This window comes from Pseudarthrobacter sp. MOO14 (genome assembly GCF_058267675.1).
In genome coordinates this window covers 3,393,995-3,413,269 of record NZ_CM177849.1, presented here as the reverse complement: position 1 = coordinate 3,413,269, position 19,275 = coordinate 3,393,995, and the positions used below count along the sequence as shown (strand labels likewise).

The window sequence follows — 19,275 nt, the reverse complement described above, 5'->3', positions numbered from 1 at the left end:
CGACGACGCGCGGCACCGGCGGTGCCCTCACGGCCCAACGAAAGGCTCCTTCCATGAACCTCACATCAGCCCGGCACCTTGTCAACGGCACCTGGCACACTGCCGGAACCGCAAGGGACGTGACTGATCCGGGCAACGGCAGCACCGTGGGCGAGGTCGCCTGGGGCTCGGCCGGGGACGCCACCAAGGCCGCCGACGCCGCCGCCGAGGCCTTCGGCAGCTGGTCCCGCACCACCGCCCGCCACCGGGCAGACCTGCTCCGCAACGCGGCGGGGCTGTTGGCGGAACGCCGCGACGAAATCGCGCACACGCTGGCACTCGAGGCAGGCAAGAGGCTTCCCGAAGCGCAGGGCGAGGTGGACTTCTCGGTGGAGTACTTCCGCTGGTTCGCCGAGGAGGTCCGCCGCGCCACCGGCACCATCAGCCCACCTGAACTCCGGGGGCGCCGCCACCTCAGCAACCGCAAGCCCGTCGGTGTGGCCCTCAGCCTCACCCCGTGGAACTTCCCCGTCTCCATCCAGGCCCGCAAGCTCGCCGCGATGCTCGCCGCCGGGTGCACCGTGGTGGGCAGGGTGTCCGAGAAGGCCCCGTTGGCTGCGACCGGCCTGTTCGAAGTCCTGAATGACGCCGGTTTTCCCGCCGGCGTGGTGAATCTGGTCCATGGCCCTTCCCGCGAAATCACCGCGGCGCTGATGGCCCACCCGGCGGTCCGTGCCGTAAGTTTCACCGGTTCCACGGGCGTGGGCCGGCAGGTCATGGCGTCGGCCTCCGAGCGCGTGGTCCGGCCCCTGCTGGAACTCGGCGGCAACGCACCGTTCATCGTCTTCGAGGACGCGGACCTTGACGCGGCCGTTGACGGCGCCGTCCTGGGCAGGCTCCGCAACACCGGCCAGTCCTGCGTGGCCGCCAACAGGTTCCTGGTCCAGGACAGCGTCGCCGACGAGTTCGCAAGGAAGCTGGGCGCCCGCTTTGACGCGATGACCATCGGTCATGGCGTTCCCGACGGCGGCGCGCAGGTCCCGGACCTGGGCCCGGTCATCGATGCCGACAGGGTGTCCGCCGTACAGGCGCTGGTGGACGACGCCCTGGGCCGGGGCGCCCGCCGCGTCACCCAGCGCACGGCGGTCCCTGGCGGGGGTGCGTTCATGGCGCCCACCCTGCTTGCCGATGTTCCGGACGACGCACTGTTGGTGACCGAAGAGGTGTTCGGCCCGGCCGCCGGCGTCGTCACCTTCTCCTCGGAGGAGGACGCCATCCGGAAGGCGAACGCCACCGAGATGGGCCTGGCCGCTTACGTGTGGAGCGGCAGCCCGAAGCGCGGCTGGGAGATCCCGGAGCAGCTTGAGGCCGGCATCGTCGGCGTGAACGACCCCCTGCCGTCCGTTGCCTTCGCCCCGATGGGCGGCGCCAAACAGTCAGGGCTGGGACGGGAAGGATCGAGCTTGGGCCTCGAAGAGTTCGAAGAGGTCCAGTACGTGGCCTGGAGACCGTAAATGCTGACCACCGGGCTGGTCCTCGGGGCCGTCGTCATGGGTGCCGGGATGCAGCGGATCACCGGGATGGGCTTCGCGCTGGTGGCGGCCCCGTTCCTGGTCCTGCTCCTGGGCCCGGTGGAAGGCGTGGTGCTGGTGAATGTGTGCGGTGCGGTGACGGCAGGAGCCATTATCTTCCGGGTGCTGCGCGACATCGACTGGAAGCGCTACGTGTTTCTTGCTGCCTCTGCCCTGCTCGGCATCATTCCGGCGGCCTTCCTGATCCGCCTGATTCCAGCGCCGGTGCTGGAGATCTCCATCGGGGTGCTCCTCGCGGCCGGGCTGACTGTTCTGCTGGCACTGAAGTCCGCCACGCTGCCGTCGCGCCGGCGCTACCTGCTGGCCGCCGGCGGCCTCAGCGGATTCATGAACACTGCCGCCGGGGTGGGCGGGCCCGCCGTCAGCATGTACTCGATCGCCACCAATTGGCAGCATAAGTCGTTCGCTGCCACCATGCAGCCGTACTTCTTCACGATCGGTACGTTCTCACTCATCTCCAAGGCCATCACTGCCCCCGCGACCTTCCCCGTGATGCCATTGGGCATGTGGGGTGCCGTTGCCGTCTCCTGCCTGGCCGGGCTGGTGCTCGGCGACGTCGCCTCGAAATTTGTTCCGGCCCGGGCAGCACAGAAACTCCTGGTGGTCCTGGCCTATCTGGGAGCGGCTGCCACGATTGTCCGCGGCGTTCTTGAAGCCGCCGGCTGACGCAATATTTTCTACCTACCACGCAACTGAGAGAACTGAGAGGACATGACATGACGTGGCTGAACAGCGCCGCCCACGCACGATGGCTTGAGGCGGAAACCGACCGGTTGGTCCGTTTCGCCGAGGCCTCCAAGGTCGCCACCGGATTCGGCTGGCTCGACAACTACGGCAAGGTATTCGCCGACAAGCCAACCCACCTGTGGATCACCGCGCGGATGACGCACAGTTTCGCCGTCGCCGCCCTGATGGGACGGCCGGGAGCGGCCACGCTCGTGGACCACGGAATTGCCGCCCTCAACGGCGTCCTCCACGACGACGAGTTTGGCGGTTGGTACGCGGAGGTGGACCAGGACGGTCCGGTGGACGACACCAAGTCCGGCTACCAGCACTCCTTCGTGCTCCTGGCCGCGGCAAGCGCCGTCGCGGCCGGTCGACCCGGAGCGCGGGAGCTGCTGGATGAAGCGCTGCAGGTCGCCGACACGAAGTTCTGGGACCACGAGGCCAACATGTGCTTCGACTCGTGGAACCGGGACTTCACGGAAACCGAGGCATACCGCGGCGGCAACGCCAGCATGCACTCGGTGGAGGCCTACCTCATCGTGGCTGATGTGACCGGGGAGAACAGGTGGCTCGAACGGGCCCTGCACATCGCCGAGGTGCTCATCCACCGGTTTGCGCGCAACAACAATTACCGGGTGTTCGAGCACTTCGACCCGGACTGGAACCCCATGCCCGAGTACAACACCGATGACCGCGCCAGCCAGTTCCGCGCCTACGGTGGAACCCCTGGCCACTGGGTGGAGTGGGCGCGGCTGCTCCTCCACCTCCGTGCCGGGCTTGAGGCCCGCGGCCTGGACGTCCCGGAGTGGCTCCTCGAGGATGCACGGGGCTTGTTCGATGCCGCCATCCGGGACGCCTGGCAACCGGACGGCCATCCGGGCTTTGTCTACACAGTCGACTGGGAAGGCAAGCCCGTTGTCACCACCCGCATCCGGTGGGTACCAGCGGAAGCGATCGGCGGTGCGGCCGCCCTGTATATTGCGACGGGCGAGCAACAGTACGCGGACTGGTATGAGCGGATCTGGGACCACGCCCGCGACTGGTTCATCGACTACGAGCACGGTTCCTGGAAGCAGGAACTCGACGAGAACGGCAATGTCACCTCGACGGTGTGGTCCGGCAAGGCGGATATCTACCACCTGTGGCACTGCCTCGTAGTCCCGCGCCTCCCGCTGGCGCCCGGACTGGCTCCAGCGGTCGCGGCCGGCTTGCTGGACGCACGCCTGAACACGCCGTAACCGGCGCGGAGCAGGGGGTTCGATCCTGTAAATTTAAGGGAGGAATTTGTCCGGCCAGCGAGCCGCTTTCCAACCCCACCCCTTGAATGGACGCACCCCCATGCCTTCCGCGATTTCCGCGCCGTCCCCTGCCCGTTTTCCCTATGCCGCCATGGCGGTGCTGGCCACCATAGCCTTCACTGCCATCACCACGGAGCTGCTGCCGTCAGGGCTCCTTCCGCAGATCAGCTCCGGCCTCGGCGTGTCCGAGCCCGTGGCCGGCTACCTCGCCGCCGCGTACGCCGCCGTCATTGTTGTCACCGTGGTTCCGGCGGCGCGGCTCCTGGGGAAAATTCCACGGCATGCGCTGCTCGTCGCGTTGGTCCTGACGTTCGCGCTGAGCAACGCCATGGTGGGGATGGCGCCGGACTTCACCTCGGCGATGATCGCCAGGTTGGTGGGTGGACTGGCGCACGGACTGCTCTGGACCACCATGGCGCCGTTCGTGGCCCGGGTGGTCCCGGCGGACAAGGTGGGCAAGGCCTTGGCCATCGTGTTCAGCGGCAACAGCCTGGGGTTGGCCATCGGGGCTCCGGTGGGCACCGCCCTGGGCGGGTTCCTGGGATGGCGGGCAGCGTTCCTGGTGCTGGCCGGCTTTGGGCTGGTCCTCACCGTCCTCGCGTTCTGGCTGCTCCCCCGGGTCCGCCGCATTACCGACGCGGCCCGGCCCTCGCTTCGGAAGGCTATTGGCCAGCCCGGAGTAAAGTCCGTGGCCGTCGCCTGGCCGCTGCTCGTGTTGGCCCACTTCGCTCTCTTTACCTACATCGCACCCTTCATCCGCGAGGCGCACCTGCCGGACTACGCCACCAGCCTCTCCCTGACCGTGCTGGGCGGCTCTGGCCTGCTGGGCATCTGGATTGCCGGGCTGACCGTGGATTCGCGCCCGCGCCGGTCCCTGATCGTGACGACGGCGGCCATCGCCGCGTCGATGTTTTTACTCCCCCTGGCGGTAGGAAACCTCCCCGTCACCCTGGTGCTGATGACGGTCTGGGGGGCCGGCCTCGGGGCAATCGGCATCTACAACCAGTCGGCGATCCTCCGGGCCGGCGGTGAATACAGCGAGGCCGCCAACGGGCTGACCGTGCTGACCATCCAGCTGGGCATCACCGTTGGTGCCCTGTACGGTTCGGCCGCCCTGGTGGTGGGCGGCGCGCTGCTGGTCCCCGCCGCGGCGGCGATCCCGGTGGTTGCCGCGTTGCTGATCACCTTTGCCGGGAAGAGGTACGCCTATCCGCCGGGCCCGCGGGAGCGGATCTGGCTGGAGCCACGGCCGGTGAAGGAAAGCGTAACCGACCGTTCCTGACAAACCTGCTTCGAGTGCTCCGTACCAGTCGTTTTCAGCGCCCGGAACGACAACGGCGGAGCAGTCGATGGGTCAGTCGCGGTGCTTGGCCACGGTGAACAGGAAGGTGGAGTCTTCTTCGGCCGTCAGGCTGTGCAGGCCGGGCGGGACGATCAGCAGGTCCCCCGCCTTGCCCTGCCAGGAGTCTCCACCCGCGGTCAGCCGGATGCAGCCGCGGATCACGAACACCGTGGCGTCGCCGGGGTTCTTGTGTTCGCTCAACCGGGTTCCGGCCGCCATCGCCATCACGGATTGCCGGAGGATTTTCTCGTGGCCGCCGTAAACGGTATCGGCGGCACGACCGTTGGGGGATGCGAGCGCTGCCTCGAGCTGCTGGCGCGCCAAGGCGTCGACCGATATCTTCTGCATGCGCCCAAGGCTACCCAGTTGCCGTCAGCCTGGCGACCAGTTCCCCGCGGCTGCCCACCCCCACTTTGTCGAAGATGGATTTGAGGTGGTCGTAGACGGTGTGCGGCGAGATGAACAGATGCCGGGAGATATCAGCGTCCGGGCTGCCTGCGATGAGTTCCAGGCAGACTTCCTGTTCCCTCGGGGTGAAGCCGTAGGCAGCCAGGAGGAGGGTCAGCAACTGGCCGGTGGTGGCCGGCTCCACCGTGACCACCATCTGTCCGGGATCGTCCCCGGTGAGGAGCCGGCTGGCCTGAAGGACCACCCAACCGGCGTCGAGGTCCCGCATCCGGGTCCGCGCCGTCCCGGTGCGTGACGCCTTTGCCTGTTCCACCACGGCGTACAGCACCATGCTGAACCGGCCCGGAGCCGCGTCTTCGAGTGCCTGGAGCCACGTGGTGGCGGCCGGGGTGGCGGCCCGCAACTCACCACGATCGCCGGCGAGGACGATGATCGGGCCCCCATGCTGGTGCCAGACCGCGTGGTGGGCGCGGGTGGCGATGCGGGTTGCGGCGGCGAGCGTGCCAGTAACCGCTGCCAGGAATTCCATCTCCCGGTCGCTGAAGTCGACCGCCCCATTACGGAACAGGCTGCCCACTCCCCAGCACGACTGGTCCACGCGGAACGCGCCGCGCAGTTCATGCACCAGTCCCAGCGGGCGCAAGAGGTCATTGATCCGGATGCTGCCGGCCACCGCGGGGCCAGGCGCATCCGAAATCCGAGCCACCGGGCGCGGACGCCCCATCAACTGGGCAAAGGTATTCGGCTCGTTCCCTTGATACTCGGATTGGGCGAACCGGACGGCGTACTCGTCGGTGACGGGCCAGGGCCGCCAGTTGGTGACCGAATTCATCACCATCGTGTCGGGGTCCACGCCGGCCCAGCAGGCCTGGTCGAACGGCACCGACTGCCGCACCAGTGCCAGGGCGGCGGCATAGAGGGCGGACAAGTCCAGTCCGTCTGTGGCCAGCGCGGCGATCTCCCGCCGGGCGCGCTCAGCGCGTTCCTCCCACATAGGTTCAGTATCCGGCTCCCCGGGTTCCCGTGGAATCCCCCAATCCGGGGATGGTGCGCTACAGTGCCGCGGCCCTACCCTTCCGGCATGAACATCATGTCCCAGGTCTTTGCGGTGATGGCCGTGGCCATCTACGTGGGCGTCTTCCCGGTGGAGAGTTTCCTGCTCTTGCGCAGCAGGTGGGCGCAGAAGTTCCTCAGCACGCCGCCGGAGAACGTGCCCGCGGTGATGATGTGGGCCATCCCCACCGGGTACAAGAACCTGGTGGTCGCGCTGGGCCTGGCGGCCGGGCTGGTGGCGGTCAACATCGGCGAAACCGTGGTGGGGTACACGTTGGTTGTGTATTGCTGCCTGAACATGGTCCTCACCGCCCCCACCATGCTGCTGGCCGACCTGCAGGGCCACTACCCGAAGCGGTGGGAGAGCGTCCCGGGGACCCTTGCCGCCACCCTTCCCGCCCTGCTCACCTTGCTCTTCCTCCCCCTGGGGCCCTAGGCCACCCGGCCGCCGGGGTTCCGCACGCGCGGCTGACGGCGAGGAACCGCCCACGCGGCTCCCGGCTTGAGCCAACTGCGTAAAACCCTTGATAGGTGACCATTTAGTCACCTATCATTGGCGGTATGGACGACGTGTTCAAAGCACTCTCCGACCCCACCCGCCGGGACCTGCTTGATGAGCTGTTCCGCGAGGACGGCCAGACCCTGAGTGCGCTTGAGGCGCGGTTCAGCATGACCCGCTTCGGCATCGCCAAGCACCTGCGCATCCTGGAGGATGCAGGCCTGGTGGCCACCCGCCGTCGGGGCCGGGAAAAGCTGCACTTCCTCAACCCGGTGCCCATCCGCCTGGTCCACGACCGCTGGGTCAGCAAATACGCAGAACCATGGGCCGCTGCCCTCAGCGACCTCAAATCCAGATTGGAAACTCCCATGGAAAAGATCTTCGAGATCTACATCAAGACCACGCCGGAACGGCTCTGGGAAGCCATCACCGACAGTGACATCCGCAGCAAGTACCAATTCGGAAACACCATGGAGTCCGACTGGACACCCGGTGGCAAGTTCGTGATGGGCAACCCCAAGGCCGGGGAGGCCCTGGGCGAGGGCGAGAACCTGGAGGTGGATCCGCCGCGCCGCCTGGTCCAGACCATGCGGGCGCTCTGGGGCGAGGACGTCAAGGCCGAGGGCACCTCTAAAATCACCTGGGAGATCGAACCGGTAGGCGACGACTCCTGCCACCTCACCGTTACGCACAGCGACCTGCGCGAAGGGGCCAACGAACAGCTCTACGGCGGCTGGCCGATGATCCTCTCCGGCCTGAAGACCTGGCTGGAAACCGGTGAGAAGCTCACCACCCCCGGTTCGCTGATGTACACCTGATATGTAGGTCTCGTTTGTCAAGAGCGTGAGGAAGCGGTCCTCGGGCTGGATTGCCTGGGACCGCTTCCTTTTTGTGCCCTGGGAAGAGGTGTTGGGTGTGGCCAGCGTGTCGTTGGCGACTGCGCGGTCAGACTGATATGCGCGGGTTGGTTACCGCAGGACGAAGTGTTCGGCTGGAGGTTACCGCTGGTCTAGCAATGACGGGCGTGGCCGTTGTTGGTTGCCCATAGGTGTATCGCGGATTTACTCCACGCGCTGCAAGGAACCACTTCCAACTGGGTTTCCCCGGGGGCTTTCTGTCTCTGATCAGTGCACGGACGCGATCGATCTTGGGGAGCGGGCTGCCGGAGGTGTGCTTGTGGCCAGGGACCAGCACCAGCCGGAGAGTTCGCGGGCGATGGCGACTTTGGCGATGACCGGGCGCTTGCGGCGTTCGAGGTAGCTGAGCCAGCGTTCGTGCAGGCGCCGATTGCCGGCATGGCCGCGGGTTCGTGCTTCGGAGGTGGCTTCCTCCCACCTGGACCGCATGAGCCGGGACGGGTTGTTATAGGGCCTGCGGTGGTGCCATGCGGCCTCCACAAGCAGGCGGCGCGCGTGGCTGTTGCCTGTCTTCGTGATGGACCCCTGGGACCGGGACTGCCCGGAGGAATGCTCAGTCGGGACCAGGCCGAGGTAAGCGCCGATCGTGGAACCAGTAAACCGGTCCCAGTCGCCGATCTCCACGGCCAGTCCAAACGCGGTCAGCGTCGAGACGCCGCGCAGGCACTGCAGTGATCTGACCACCGGGGTGTACTCGCTCGCATACGCCATCTCTGTGATCGCTTGATCGAGGCGGTCCCGGCGGTCTGAGATCTCATGCATCGCTTCCAGGGAGGACTCGTAGGTCAGCTGCCGGACCGGGTTCTCGAAGTGCTGGCGTGCCAGCCAGAGTTCATGAGTGCCAGTCCAGGCTTGCCCGCCGGAATAGACGATGCCTTGGCGCAACAGCAGTTTGGAAATCCGGTGCCGGGAACGCATCAGATCGCCACGGACGTCTTCCCGGGAACGGACCAGATCCCGTGCAGCTTCTTGGTCCGCCGATGGAATTCTTACCCCGGTGACCTCACCCAGCTTCAGGAGCCGGGCCAAATGCAGCGCGTCCTTTGCGTCAGTTTTTACCCGGTCCCCGGACGGGCGCTGGAGCTTCGATGGTGCCGCGACGACTGTGTCGATCCCGGAGGCCAGCAGGAACCGTGCCAGGCCAAAGCCCGTTGGTCCTGCCTCGTAAACGACTCTGACCGGCGACGGCAGGGAAAGAATCCAGGCGAGAATCTCACCACGATCCGGAGTCATGCGGTGCAAAATGACTTCGCCGGTCTGCGCGTCCAGGGCGCATGAAACAACAGTGCGGGCATGGACATCCAAGCCGACGCTTGTACGCTCGAACATAGCTGGAACCTCCAAATTTCAAATGTGGCTCTACCTGTTCGCCAAGTGTGGCAGGCAACCCACGACTTGCTTTGAAAAGGAGGTTCCAGCCCCCTGGGCCACATATTCCGGACCCTTCTGACAGAGGGCCATCAGCGCCGGAACTAGATCCGGAGCGTCCACCGATCCGCATCGGCGACGGGAATCGGCACAAAGCAGGACGCTCCGGAAACGGTCCGGCGACAATGGACCTCCAGAAGGGTCCAGAGGCTCGACAGGTGGTCCTCCCAAGCCGGCCACCTCCTACTACATATCGTCTAGCGACGACACCCGCCCGGCAGCCCGCACTGGAGCTCCGCGTCCACGCGGCCGCCCGCGGGTCTAAGGTCATCTCATGGACAGCGGCACCCTGGTCAACATTGCTCTGGTTCTCAGTTTCGTTCTGCTGGGCGGTGTCTTTGCCGCAGCGGAAATGGCCCTGGTGTCCCTGCACGAGGGCCAGATCCGCCGCATCGAAAAGTCCGGCGAGTCAGGGGTCCGGACCGCCGCCCTGGCGCGGAATCCCAACCGGTTCCTCTCCACGGTCCAAATCGGGGTGACCCTGGCCGGGTTCTTCTCGGCAGCGTACGGCGCCTCGGCGATCGCGCCCGTCGTCGTACCCCTCCTGGAAGCCCTTGGGCTCGGGGCCGCCGCCGGGCCGGCGTCGTTCGTTGGCATGACGCTGCTGGTGGCCTACCTGTCCTTGGTCCTGGGCGAGCTGGCACCCAAGAGGCTGGCCCTGCAAAACCCCGTCGCCCTGACCAGGATCCTGGCTCCGCCGCTGATCACCCTTTCCAGGGTTACGCGGCCGGTCATCTGGCTGCTGTCCGTCTCCACCGATGCGGTGGTACGGCTGTTCGGCGGCGACCCGCATGCCAAACGGGCAAGCATCACGTCGGAGGAGCTGTGGGACATGGTGGCGGAAAGCGAGGCCCTTGAGGAAAGCAACCGCCACATCCTGGCCGATGTGTTCGGCGCCGGCGACCGGACCCTGCAGGAGGTCATGCGTCCCCGCACGGAAGTGACCTTCATCAACGGGACCACAACGGTCGCTGCCGCCCGCGAAATGGTCAGGGACGGCCCCTACTCCCGGTTTCCGGTGATTGGCAGGACCCCCGACGACGTCCTGGGCTTCGTCCATATCCGCGACCTGATGCCCCGGGGCGAGGCGCAGGACCAGGCGCCGGTGAAGGATATTGCCCGGACCATGCTGGCCATGCCGGGAACCAACAGGGTCCTCCCGTCGCTGTCCCGGATGCGCAAGACCAACCAGCACATTGTCTTGGTGGTGGACGAATACGGCGGCACCGACGGTGTGGTCACGCTCGAAGACCTCGTGGAAGAACTCGTGGGCGAGATCTATGACGAGTACGACACCGGCGCCGAACACGAGGACCGTGTCACCGTTGCCAACGGGTCCATCGAGGTGGACGGCGGCCTGATCCTGCAGGAGTTCACGTCAGCCTCCGGAATCGAATTGCCCGAGGGACGCTATGAGACGGTGGCAGGCTTCATGATGTCCCGCTTGGGGCGGCTGGCGCAGGCCGGTGACCGGGTGCAGGTCCCGGGGTACGTGCTGACGGTCCTCAGCATGGACAAGCTGCGGATTGCACGGGTCCGGGTCACCCCGGGGACGCCGCCGTCGGGTGCCGGCGGGTAAGGCGGCTACGCCTTCTGCTGCCGCCAGAAAACAGAGATCCCGAGCGTCACGGCGCAGAGCACCAGCATGGCCAGGACCATCCGCATCCAGCTGTCCTGGTGCACGCCACCGGACGCGAACACACCGATCATCACGGTAGCGGTGATCGCGCCAACGTAGCGGCACGTCTGGTAGATCCCTGCCGCGACGCCGCGGTCCTGCGGCCGGGTGGAGACGAACATGCCTTGGTTGGTGGCGATACTGACGGTTCCGTAGGGAATCCCCATCAGCGCGGTCAGGACCGCCACGAAGGGGATGGCCAGTGTGCCGGTCAGCAGCCACATCAGTGCCGCCACAAGCGTCAGGAGCACGACGCCGGCGAGCAGCACCCGGCGCACACCGAACCTTCCCATCGCGGAGACGGCCCACGGGGTGGCCACCACCGACATCCCGGCAAGGGGCAGCATCAACAGGCCCACGACGCCGGGATCATAGCCGCCCGCCTCCTGCAAGAGCTGGGGCAGGCCGAAAAAGACGAAGTAGTAGACGCTGCTGAACACCGCGAACGCCAGGTAAACGAGCATGAGGGGCCTGTTCCGGCCCAGCAGCCGCAGGTCCAGGAACGGCTTGGCGAACCGCAGCTCCCGCCAGGCGAAGAGGGCTGCCACAACCGTGCCGGCGGCCAGCATCCACCAGCGGTAGTCAGGCGCCACATTCAGCGCCGCCATCATGACCAGCAGCAGGGCACCGATAAAGCCTGCGATGCCCGGAACATCCGAGTCCCGCACCAGCTGGGCCACGCTGCCGCGCTCGCGGACCTGGTCCGCAGGTGCGGCCTGCCGCACGATCAGCAGCGCCGCCACCGCCAGCGGAACGTTAATCAGGAACAGCGACTGCCAGCCCACGAAGCCCACGAGCAAACCGCCGACGACGGGCCCCACGGCAGCTGCCGACGTGTTCGCCATTTGGAGCCGGCCCAGCGGCCGGGCCGAGTCCACCTTGGCCCGGTGCGCAATCGCCCCCACCATCACCACGGCGCTGGGGTACGCGGTGGCCGTGCCCAGTGCCATGACCGCCCGGGCCACGCAGAGCAAGGCAAAGTTCGGGGCCAGCGGTGCCAGGGCGCAGGTAACGGCCACCAGCCCCATGCCCAGCATGAACATCCGTCGTGGCCCAAACCGGTCCGCCAACCTGCCCATCACCGGCTGGCCGGCCGCAGAAGCAAGGTAGAAGGATGTGACCACCCAGGTGACGGCCGCAACGTCGAGCCCGAAATCGGCGCGCAGCACCACCAGGGCCACGGCGATCATGGAGGAGTTGAGCGGGTTCAGTGCCGTGCCCAGGCTGAGGCCTGCGACGGCCAAGGCAGTCCGTGGGTTGTTGCTCACGGTAACAGTCTGGCCCAAAGCGCTCACTGAGGGCGAGTCGGCGGACCACGGCGCGGGCGTGGCGTTGGCTACCTGCCCGCCACCCCAACCGGGAACAATGCATCCTCAACGGCCCGGGTCAGGTCCCGGATCACCTCGGCCTGCCCGTCATCGGCCACGCCGTCCCGGTTTTCCGTGTAGATCACCAGGGCGAAGGTCGAGCCGCGGTAGCTCAGCAGTGCGGCGTCATGCAGTTCGCCGGAGAGCTCACCGTATTTGTGGTGGACGTCGATGCCTGCCCTGGAGCCGGCGGGAATGAGGTCTTCGTTGTTTGTGTCCTGCATGTAGCTGAGCAGTTGGGCGGTGTTGTCGGCGTTGAGCAGCTCCCCCGCGTACAGCTTTTTCAGGATCAGGGCCATGTCCGCCGCGGTCAACAGGTTCTTTTCGGGGTCGTAGGTAACACCGATTGAGGCCGCGTAGGCAATCAACTGGGGGTACCCGACGGCGTCCATCAGCAGCTGCCAGGAGTCGTTGTTGCTGTCGTTGACCATGGCTTTGAGCTGGAAAGCGGCGTCGTAGTCGCCCATGGGCTCATCCAGGGCCGCCTCCCCCTTTTCCACCAAGTGATAGTAGGCAGCAGCTGTCAGGATCTTCGCCGTGCTGGCCGCGGTGAAGGCGTCCGCATCGCCGAACGTGCGTTCCGCGCCGCCGGACACGTCCGCGAGCGCCAGCCCGATCCGGTACTGGTCCGCCTCGCTGAGGATGGTGTCCACGCTGTCCTGCAGGGACTCCGGGGCTGCCGCAACGGGTGCCGGCGCCGCCACAGGCTGGGTGGGGGCAACGGAACCGGTCGGCGGCTCGGACCGGGCTACGGCAAGGGCGATGGTTCCCGCGATGACCAGTATGACGGCAAGGGCCAGGATGACCAGCGTACGGATGCCCCGGCCCCTCCCGGGGGCCGGCTGGGCGGGCGGTGGCGGCGGAGCGGCGCGGCCTGGTGTGGGCACCTGGGGGTGCTCGGACATACAAGGGCTCCTGTCCCGCCTCGGCAATGACAAACAACGTCAGCGCGGCGTTGAGCCGCGCTGACAGATGCGATTAAATCACCGGAGTTTGGGAGCTTCCTGAAGACTTGCGGTGTGTTCCACCGGACCGCCCGGGCGGCCCACAATCAACGTTTGCGGCGCCCGGGGCTACGCCCGGGCCCTGGCCGAAAGGGCGGTTTCGAGGAATTCCAGGTGCGCCGGAGCCACGGCCACCACACTGTCCGAGTACTCCGGGTGCTTGGCCACGAACTTCTTGATGAACGGGCAGACCGGGACAATGCCCGTCCCGGCCTCCACCGTCGCGTCCAAGGCAGCCGCGGCGAGCTTCCCGGCCAGGCCCTGCCCGCCGTATTCCTCGTTGATCACCGTGTGGTAGAAAATCCGCTGTGGTGACGCGCCGCCGTCGTAATCCTGGTAGGCGGCCTTGCCGATCACGTTCCCGCGGTCGAGGATCTCGAAACGGCTGCGCTCGGCGTTGTGGCGGACGGTGATATCACTCAAGGGAAACTCCTTCGTTGCGGTCGTGCTGCCCGTGCAAAGCCTAACCCGGCACGGGCAGCACATATTTCCGCCTGAGAGGAGTCCCTCGTGGCATCACCGTCCGCCCACGGCTCAGCTGAGGTAGCCGTTCGGATTCAGGACGTACTTGGTGGCCGCGCCGGCGTCGAACTCGGCATAGCCCTTGGGCGCGTCTTCCAACGGAATCGCCTTGGCGTTGACGTTCTTGGCAATGTGCACCCGGTCGTTCAGGATGGCCATCATCAACTGCCGGTTGTACTTCATGACCGGGCACTGGCCCGTGGTGAAGCTCAAGGATTTGGCCCAGCCGGTGCCCAGGCTCAGCGACAAGGCACCCTTCTTGGCGGCCTCGTCGATGCCGCCCGGGTCGCCGGTGACGTACAGGCCGGGGATGCCCAGGGCCCCGCCGGCCGCCGTGAGCTCCATCAGGGAGTTCAGGACCGTCGCCGGTGCCTCCTTGGCGTCGTGGCCGTGCCCCTTCGCCTCGAAGCCGACGGCGTCCACACCGCAGTCCACCTCGGGGATGCCGAGGATCTGCTCGATCTGGTCCTTCGGATCACCCTTGGACAGGTCCACCGTCTCGCAACCGAAGCTGCGCGCCTGGGACAGCCTGCCCTCGTTCATATCGCCCACAATGACGACGGCGGCACCCAGCAGGTGCGCGCTGGTGGCGGCTGCGAGGCCCACCGGGCCGGCACCCGCAACATACACCGTGGATCCAACACCCACCCCCGCCGTGACCGCGCCGTGGAACCCGGTGGGGAAGATATCCGAAAGCATGGCCAGGTCCAGGATCTTCTCCATGGCCTTGTCCTTGTCCGGGAACTTCAACAGGTTCCAGTCGGCGTACGGCACCAGCACGTAGTTCGCCTGGCCCCCTACCCAGCCGCCCATGTCCACGTAACCGTAGGCGCTGCCTGGACGGTCCGGGTTCACGTTCAGGCAGATGCCGGTCTTGCGCTCCTTGCAGTTCCGGCAGCGGCCGCAGGCGATGTTGAACGGCACTGAGCAGAGATCGCCCACCTTGATGAATTCGACGTCGCGGCCTACCTCCACCACTTCGCCGGTAATCTCGTGGCCCAGGACCAGGTTCGGCGGAGCCGTGGTGCGGCCGCGGACCATGTGCTGGTCAGAACCACAAATATTGGTGGCGACTGTCTTGAGGATGACCCCGTGGTGGACGGGGCGCCCCACGTTGGCGGGGTTGACCCCGGGCCCGTCCTTGAGTTCGAACGTAGGGTAGTCAATATCAATTACTTCGACCTTGCCGGCTTCCTTGTAGGCAACGGCTTTGTTCCCTGTCATCTATCGCTCCTGTAGTCAGGTCCGTCCGGTGGGACGGCAGTGATCTGGGTAGGTTGAAAAACCCCGGACATGGGACCCGCCCTGCTCCACTGGCGATTCCTGATGAATATCAGGGGCAGGTTCCCGGCGTGGGGTCCGCCCAGTCTAGGCAGGCCCCCGGGAGCGGTCTAGGGGTAGGTGCCCCCTGTTTGCCGGTGCAACTGTCTATCGACGCGTCCCCAAGGGGAAGCGCCTATAGTGGCGTACGCGACACCCACCGGCTTCCGCGCAAACAGGCGGGCCGGCTGCCCCTAAGGCAAGTTCTACCGTTGAGGAGAACGGCATGAAAACACGCACTATTGGACAATTGACTGTTTCCGCCTTGGGCCTTGGCTGCATGGGCATGAGCGAGTTCTACGGCGACGGCGACGAGCAGGAATCGATTGCCACGATCCACGAGTTCCTGGACGCCGGCGGGTCGCTGCTGGACACGGCGGACATGTACGGGCCCTTCACCAACGAACAGTTGGTGGGCCGCGCAATAGCGGGCCGGCGCGATGACGTGGTGCTCGCCACCAAGTTCGGCAACGAACGCCGCGAGGATGGTTCCTGGGTGGGCATCAACGGCCGCCCCGAGTACGTCAAGTCGGCCTGCGACGCCAGCCTCCGGCGGCTGGGCGTGGACCACATCGACCTCTACTTCCAGCACAGGGTGGACAAGACGGTTCCTATCGAGGACACGGTGGGCGCCATGGCGGAACTGGTCCAGGCCGGAAAGGTCCGGCACCTCGGTTTGTCCGAGGCGTCGGCGGACACCATCCGCCGGGCGCATGCGGTGCACCCGATCACGGCGCTGCAGACGGAATATTCGCTGTGGGAGCGGGAGCCGGAAACCAAGGTGTTTCCCGTGCTCGACGAGCTGGGAATCGGGTTCGTGCCGTACAGTCCGCTGGGCCGCGGGTTCCTGACGGGTCAGATCCGCAGCGTGGACGACTTCGCCGACGACGACTTCCGCCGGCATTCGCCACGGTTCCAGGGCGAGAACTTCACCCGGAACCTTGAGCTCGTGGACCGGGTGAAGGAACTGGCCGACCACAAGCAGTGCACTCCCGGCCAGCTGGCACTCGCCTGGCTGCTGGCACAGGGTGAACATATTGTCCCGATCCCAGGCACCAAGAAGCGCGACCGGCTGCGCGAGAACCTGGGCGCGGTGGAAGTGGAGCTCAGCGCCGATGAGCTGCGGCTGCTGGACGAATTGGCCCCCGCAGGGTCGACAGCGGGCGCCCGCTACCCGAACATGTCCACTATCGACACCTGAGACATCCGGTGTCAGCAAAGGAGAAACCATGACAGTCAACGACGACGAAGCCCAGGTGCTGGACCAGTGGACCCACCGGCTGGCGCAGGCACTGCAGATCCTGGACCTCGACGTGGACCAGGAGCTGTTGCTGGACCTCGCCCGCAAATCCGCCGACAACGTGATCCATGCGGCCGCGCCCATCACCACGTTCCTGGTGGGGTACGCAGCGGCGCTGGACGCGGGGACGGGCAGCGCCGGGAGCCGTGAGGCGGCGTCGGCTGCCGTGGCCAAGGCGGCCCGGGTCGCCCTGGGCCTGGTCGACGACGGCGCGCACGGCGGGCCCGCCGGCCGCGGCTGGGCGGACACGGGACAGTAACCGGCCACGGCCCGCAGACTCCCCGCCATGTGGACACATCCCCTTCGCGTGACGCAGGGAAAAGTCCAAACGGCGGGGAGTCGCTCGTTCGCGTGCCGCCGGGGCACGGTCAGCTGGGTTTCGACAGGCCCACAACCTGTCAGCCTGCGGCGGCGGGCTCCTCTTCCAGGACTTTCACAGGCTCAAGGCGGACGATGACGGCTTTGGACGCCGGGGTCTGGCTTCCCTCCGCGACGCTCTCCAACGGGACCAGGACGTTGGCCTCGGGGTAATACGCTGCGGCGCAGCCCTTGGCGGACGGGTAGGACACCACCCGGTAGTTGCGCAGGACCCGGGCCACGTTGTCCTTATAGACGCCGTGGATGTCAACGTGTTGCCCGTCGGCGAGGCCCAGTTCGGCAAGGTCCACGGGGTTGACGAACACCACCTCGCGGCCTTTCTTGATGCCCCGGTAGCGGTCGTTGTTGCCGTAGATGGTGGTGTTGAACTGGTCGTGCGAGCGCATGGTCTGCAGGATGAGGGTTCCGGCAGGCCGGTCAACGTGTTCGAGTTCGTTGACGGTGAGCATGGCCTTCCCGGTTGGGGTGTTGAAGGTACGGGAATCCCGCGGACCGTTGGGCAGCACGAACCCGCCCTTTTGCCTGACTTTGGTGTTGTAGTCCTCACAGCCAACCACCACGCGGGCGATGTGGTCCCGGATGAGGTCGTAGTTCTTTTCGAACCCGGCCCAGTCCGCTGACGTCCGGTCCCCCACCGTGGCGGCGCCAAGCCGGCACACGATGGCAACTTCGGAGAGCAGCCCGGGGGCCACCGGCTCCACGACGCCATGGCTGGCATGGACGGCGCAGACAGTGTCCTCCACCGAGACGAATTGTGGGCCGGAGTCCTGCCGGTCGATCTCGGTCCGGCCCAGGGTGGGCAGGATCAGGGCCTCGGCCCCGGTCACGGCGTGGGAGTGGTTGAGCTTGGTGGAGATTTGGACGGAAAGTTCAGTGTTCTCCATGGCCGCTTCGGCGGCCTCGGTGTCTGAAATGGCGCCCACGAAGTTGCCGCCAAGCCCTACGAAGACTTTGACGCCGCCGTCGCGCATTCCACGGACGGTCTGGACCGCGTCCAGGCCGTGGTCGCGCGGCGGCTCAAACTGGAACTCCCGGCCAAGGGCGTCCAGGAAGGCCGGCGGCATCTGTTCCCAGATTCCCATGGTCCGGTCGCCCTGGACGTTGCTGTGGCCGCGGATGGGCGAGGCGCCGGCACCGGGCTTGCCGATGTTGCCGCGCAGCAGGAGCAGGTTGATGATCTCCTTGATGGTGGCAACGCCCTTTTTCTGTTGGGTAATGCCCATGGCCCAGGTGATGATCACCTTGTCCGCCGCCAGGTAGCGGGCCGCCAGTTCGTCGATTTCCTCAGACCGCAGGCCGGTGGCTTCCAGCACCGCGGCCTCGTCCAGGTGGGCCAGGTGCGCCCGCAGTTCCTCGAGACCGTCGCAGTGTTCGGCAAGGAATGCGTGGTCCAGGACTTTACCGGGGTTGGCGGTCTCGGCGTCGAGCACGCGCTTGGACACCGCCTGGAGCAGCGCCATGTCACCGCCGATGCGCACCTGCAGGAACTGGTCGGCGATTTGGGTGCCGTGGCCGATGATGCCCTTGACCTTCTGCGGGTTTTTGTAGCGCAGAAGTCCGGCCTCGGGCAGCGGGTTGACAGCGACGATATGGCCGCCGGCCTCCTTGGCTTCTTCCAACGCCGTCAGCATCCGCGGGTGGTTGGTGCCCGGGTTCTGGCCCATGACGATGATCAAATCCGCCTTGCCGAAGTCATCGTAGGACACGGTGGCCTTGCCCACGCCGATGGTCTGTCCCATGCCCCATCCCGAGGATTCGTGGCACATGTTGGAGCAGTCGGGGAGGTTGTTGGTGCCGTAGGCGCGGATGAACAGCTGGTACAGGAAGGCTGCTTCGTTCGAGGTGCGGCCGCTGGTGTAGAACGTGGCCTGGTTGGGGTCCGGGAGGGACTTGAGCTTGTCAGCCATGACCTGGAAGGCGCGCTCCCACGTCACCGGGCGGTAGTGGTCCTCCCCCGCAGCCTTGTAGACGGGCTCGGTGAGCCGGCCCTGCATGCCCAACCAGTATTCGGACCGCTTCCGCAGTTCGCTGACCGGATGCTCTGCCCAGAATTCGCTGCCGACCACCACCGGGGTCGCCTCCCAAGTGACGGCTTTGGCACCGTTTTCGCAGAACTCGAACGTCTTGCGGTGGCCGGGATCAGGCCACGCGCAGCTCATGCAGTCGAAGCCGTCCTTCTGGTTGAGGGCCAACAGGGTTTTCCGCGACCGTTCCACACCCATGTGCTGGACCGCCGGCTGCATCGAGTGGTAGACGCCCGGAACTCCCGCGGCCCAGGTCTTGGGGTGGCCGGTCACCTCGAGATCGGACTCTTCCGGTTCTTCGACCTTCGGGTTTTCGCGCGCCACAACATGCTCCTTGTTCGCCGGCTCCCGGAAGGACCGGCTGGATTGGCGGATATGTCACTCCACAGTTGTTGAGCATTCCCGTGAAGTCAAGCACCAGGGCCCTGGCGTAGGCTGGT

Annotated in this window: 17 protein-coding genes; 9 read left to right on the top strand and 8 right to left on the bottom strand. The window is 66.3% G+C overall.

Annotated elements, in window-relative coordinates:
* Positions 1-53: 53 nt before the first annotated feature.
* The 4 genes from AC4EEV_RS15905 to AC4EEV_RS15890 all read left to right on the top strand — a co-directional run bounded on the left by AC4EEV_RS15905 (position 54) and on the right by AC4EEV_RS15890 (position 4,877).
* Positions 54-1,493 carry an NAD-dependent succinate-semialdehyde dehydrogenase gene (locus AC4EEV_RS15905; RefSeq protein ID WP_018762262.1) on the top strand — a complete coding sequence of 480 codons (1,440 nt, stop codon included), beginning with the start codon at positions 54-56 and terminating at the stop codon, positions 1,491-1,493.
* Positions 1,494-2,237, top strand: coding sequence for a sulfite exporter TauE/SafE family protein (locus AC4EEV_RS15900; RefSeq protein WP_018762261.1), 744 nt, complete (start codon positions 1,494-1,496; stop codon positions 2,235-2,237). It abuts the gene before it with no gap.
* A 50-nt stretch (positions 2,238-2,287) separates the two neighbouring features.
* Positions 2,288-3,535, top strand: a complete 1,248-nt coding sequence (locus AC4EEV_RS15895; protein ID WP_018762260.1) for an AGE family epimerase/isomerase — start codon at positions 2,288-2,290, stop codon at positions 3,533-3,535.
* A 100-nt stretch (positions 3,536-3,635) separates the two neighbouring features.
* Positions 3,636-4,877 (top strand): MFS transporter, encoded by a 1,242-nt coding sequence (locus tag AC4EEV_RS15890; RefSeq protein WP_018762259.1) that lies wholly within the window; start codon positions 3,636-3,638, stop codon positions 4,875-4,877.
* Between the two features lie 72 nt (positions 4,878-4,949).
* Here the strand turns inward: AC4EEV_RS15890 and AC4EEV_RS15885 are convergent, their stop codons facing one another.
* Positions 4,950-5,285 (bottom strand): cupin domain-containing protein, encoded by a 336-nt coding sequence (locus tag AC4EEV_RS15885; RefSeq protein ID WP_018762258.1) that lies wholly within the window; start codon positions 5,283-5,285, stop codon positions 4,950-4,952.
* A gap of 10 nt (positions 5,286-5,295) precedes the next feature.
* The gene (locus tag AC4EEV_RS15880; protein WP_491329409.1) at positions 5,296-6,339 is read right to left on the bottom strand and encodes a helix-turn-helix transcriptional regulator; all 1,044 of its coding nucleotides are present in this window, start codon (positions 6,337-6,339) and stop codon (positions 5,296-5,298) included.
* Between the two features lie 87 nt (positions 6,340-6,426).
* Between AC4EEV_RS15880 and AC4EEV_RS15875 the strand changes: the two genes are divergently transcribed.
* Together AC4EEV_RS15875 and AC4EEV_RS15870 are read left to right on the top strand one after the other, a co-directional pair.
* Positions 6,427-6,834: a DUF1304 family protein gene (locus tag AC4EEV_RS15875; RefSeq protein ID WP_026264716.1), complete on the top strand. Its 408-nt coding sequence runs from the start codon at positions 6,427-6,429 to the stop codon at positions 6,832-6,834.
* A 125-nt stretch (positions 6,835-6,959) separates the two neighbouring features.
* Entirely contained in the window at positions 6,960-7,715 is a 756-nt protein-coding gene (locus AC4EEV_RS15870; protein WP_018762255.1) for an ArsR/SmtB family transcription factor, read from the top strand.
* A gap of 306 nt (positions 7,716-8,021) precedes the next feature.
* Here AC4EEV_RS15870 and AC4EEV_RS15865 read toward each other — a convergent pair whose 3' ends face one another.
* Entirely contained in the window at positions 8,022-9,143 is a 1,122-nt protein-coding gene (locus AC4EEV_RS15865; protein WP_491329408.1) for an IS110 family RNA-guided transposase, read from the bottom strand.
* 373 nt (positions 9,144-9,516) lie between these two features.
* On the opposite strand from AC4EEV_RS15865, the gene AC4EEV_RS15860 reads away from it, so the two are divergent.
* Complete coding sequence (locus AC4EEV_RS15860) at positions 9,517-10,821, top strand: hemolysin family protein (RefSeq protein ID WP_491329407.1); 1,305 nt, start codon at positions 9,517-9,519, stop codon at positions 10,819-10,821.
* Between the two features lie 5 nt (positions 10,822-10,826).
* Here the strand turns inward: AC4EEV_RS15860 and AC4EEV_RS15855 are convergent, their stop codons facing one another.
* The 4 genes from AC4EEV_RS15855 to fdhA all read right to left on the bottom strand — a co-directional run bounded on the left by AC4EEV_RS15855 (position 10,827) and on the right by fdhA (position 15,037).
* Positions 10,827-12,188: an MFS transporter gene (locus tag AC4EEV_RS15855; protein ID WP_026264715.1), complete on the bottom strand. Its 1,362-nt coding sequence runs from the start codon at positions 12,186-12,188 to the stop codon at positions 10,827-10,829.
* A gap of 68 nt (positions 12,189-12,256) precedes the next feature.
* Positions 12,257-13,192 carry a serine hydrolase gene (locus AC4EEV_RS15850; RefSeq protein WP_491329406.1) on the bottom strand — a complete coding sequence of 312 codons (936 nt, stop codon included), beginning with the start codon at positions 13,190-13,192 and terminating at the stop codon, positions 12,257-12,259.
* Between the two features lie 168 nt (positions 13,193-13,360).
* On the bottom strand, positions 13,361-13,714 hold the full coding sequence (locus AC4EEV_RS15845) for a GNAT family N-acetyltransferase (protein ID WP_018762251.1): 354 nt from the start codon (positions 13,712-13,714) through the stop codon (positions 13,361-13,363).
* Between the two features lie 111 nt (positions 13,715-13,825).
* Positions 13,826-15,037: a formaldehyde dehydrogenase, glutathione-independent gene (gene fdhA, locus AC4EEV_RS15840; protein ID WP_018762250.1), complete on the bottom strand. Its 1,212-nt coding sequence runs from the start codon at positions 15,035-15,037 to the stop codon at positions 13,826-13,828.
* 322 nt (positions 15,038-15,359) lie between these two features.
* Between fdhA and AC4EEV_RS15835 the strand changes: the two genes are divergently transcribed.
* Together AC4EEV_RS15835 and AC4EEV_RS15830 are read left to right on the top strand one after the other, a co-directional pair.
* Positions 15,360-16,334 carry an aldo/keto reductase gene (locus AC4EEV_RS15835; RefSeq protein WP_285318517.1) on the top strand — a complete coding sequence of 325 codons (975 nt, stop codon included), beginning with the start codon at positions 15,360-15,362 and terminating at the stop codon, positions 16,332-16,334.
* 28 nt (positions 16,335-16,362) lie between these two features.
* Positions 16,363-16,692 (top strand): DUF6457 domain-containing protein, encoded by a 330-nt coding sequence (locus AC4EEV_RS15830; RefSeq protein ID WP_018762248.1) that lies wholly within the window; start codon positions 16,363-16,365, stop codon positions 16,690-16,692.
* Between the two features lie 139 nt (positions 16,693-16,831).
* Here AC4EEV_RS15830 and AC4EEV_RS15825 read toward each other — a convergent pair whose 3' ends face one another.
* Positions 16,832-19,159 carry an FdhF/YdeP family oxidoreductase gene (locus AC4EEV_RS15825; RefSeq protein ID WP_491329405.1) on the bottom strand — a complete coding sequence of 776 codons (2,328 nt, stop codon included), beginning with the start codon at positions 19,157-19,159 and terminating at the stop codon, positions 16,832-16,834.
* Positions 19,160-19,275: the final 116 nt, after the last annotated feature.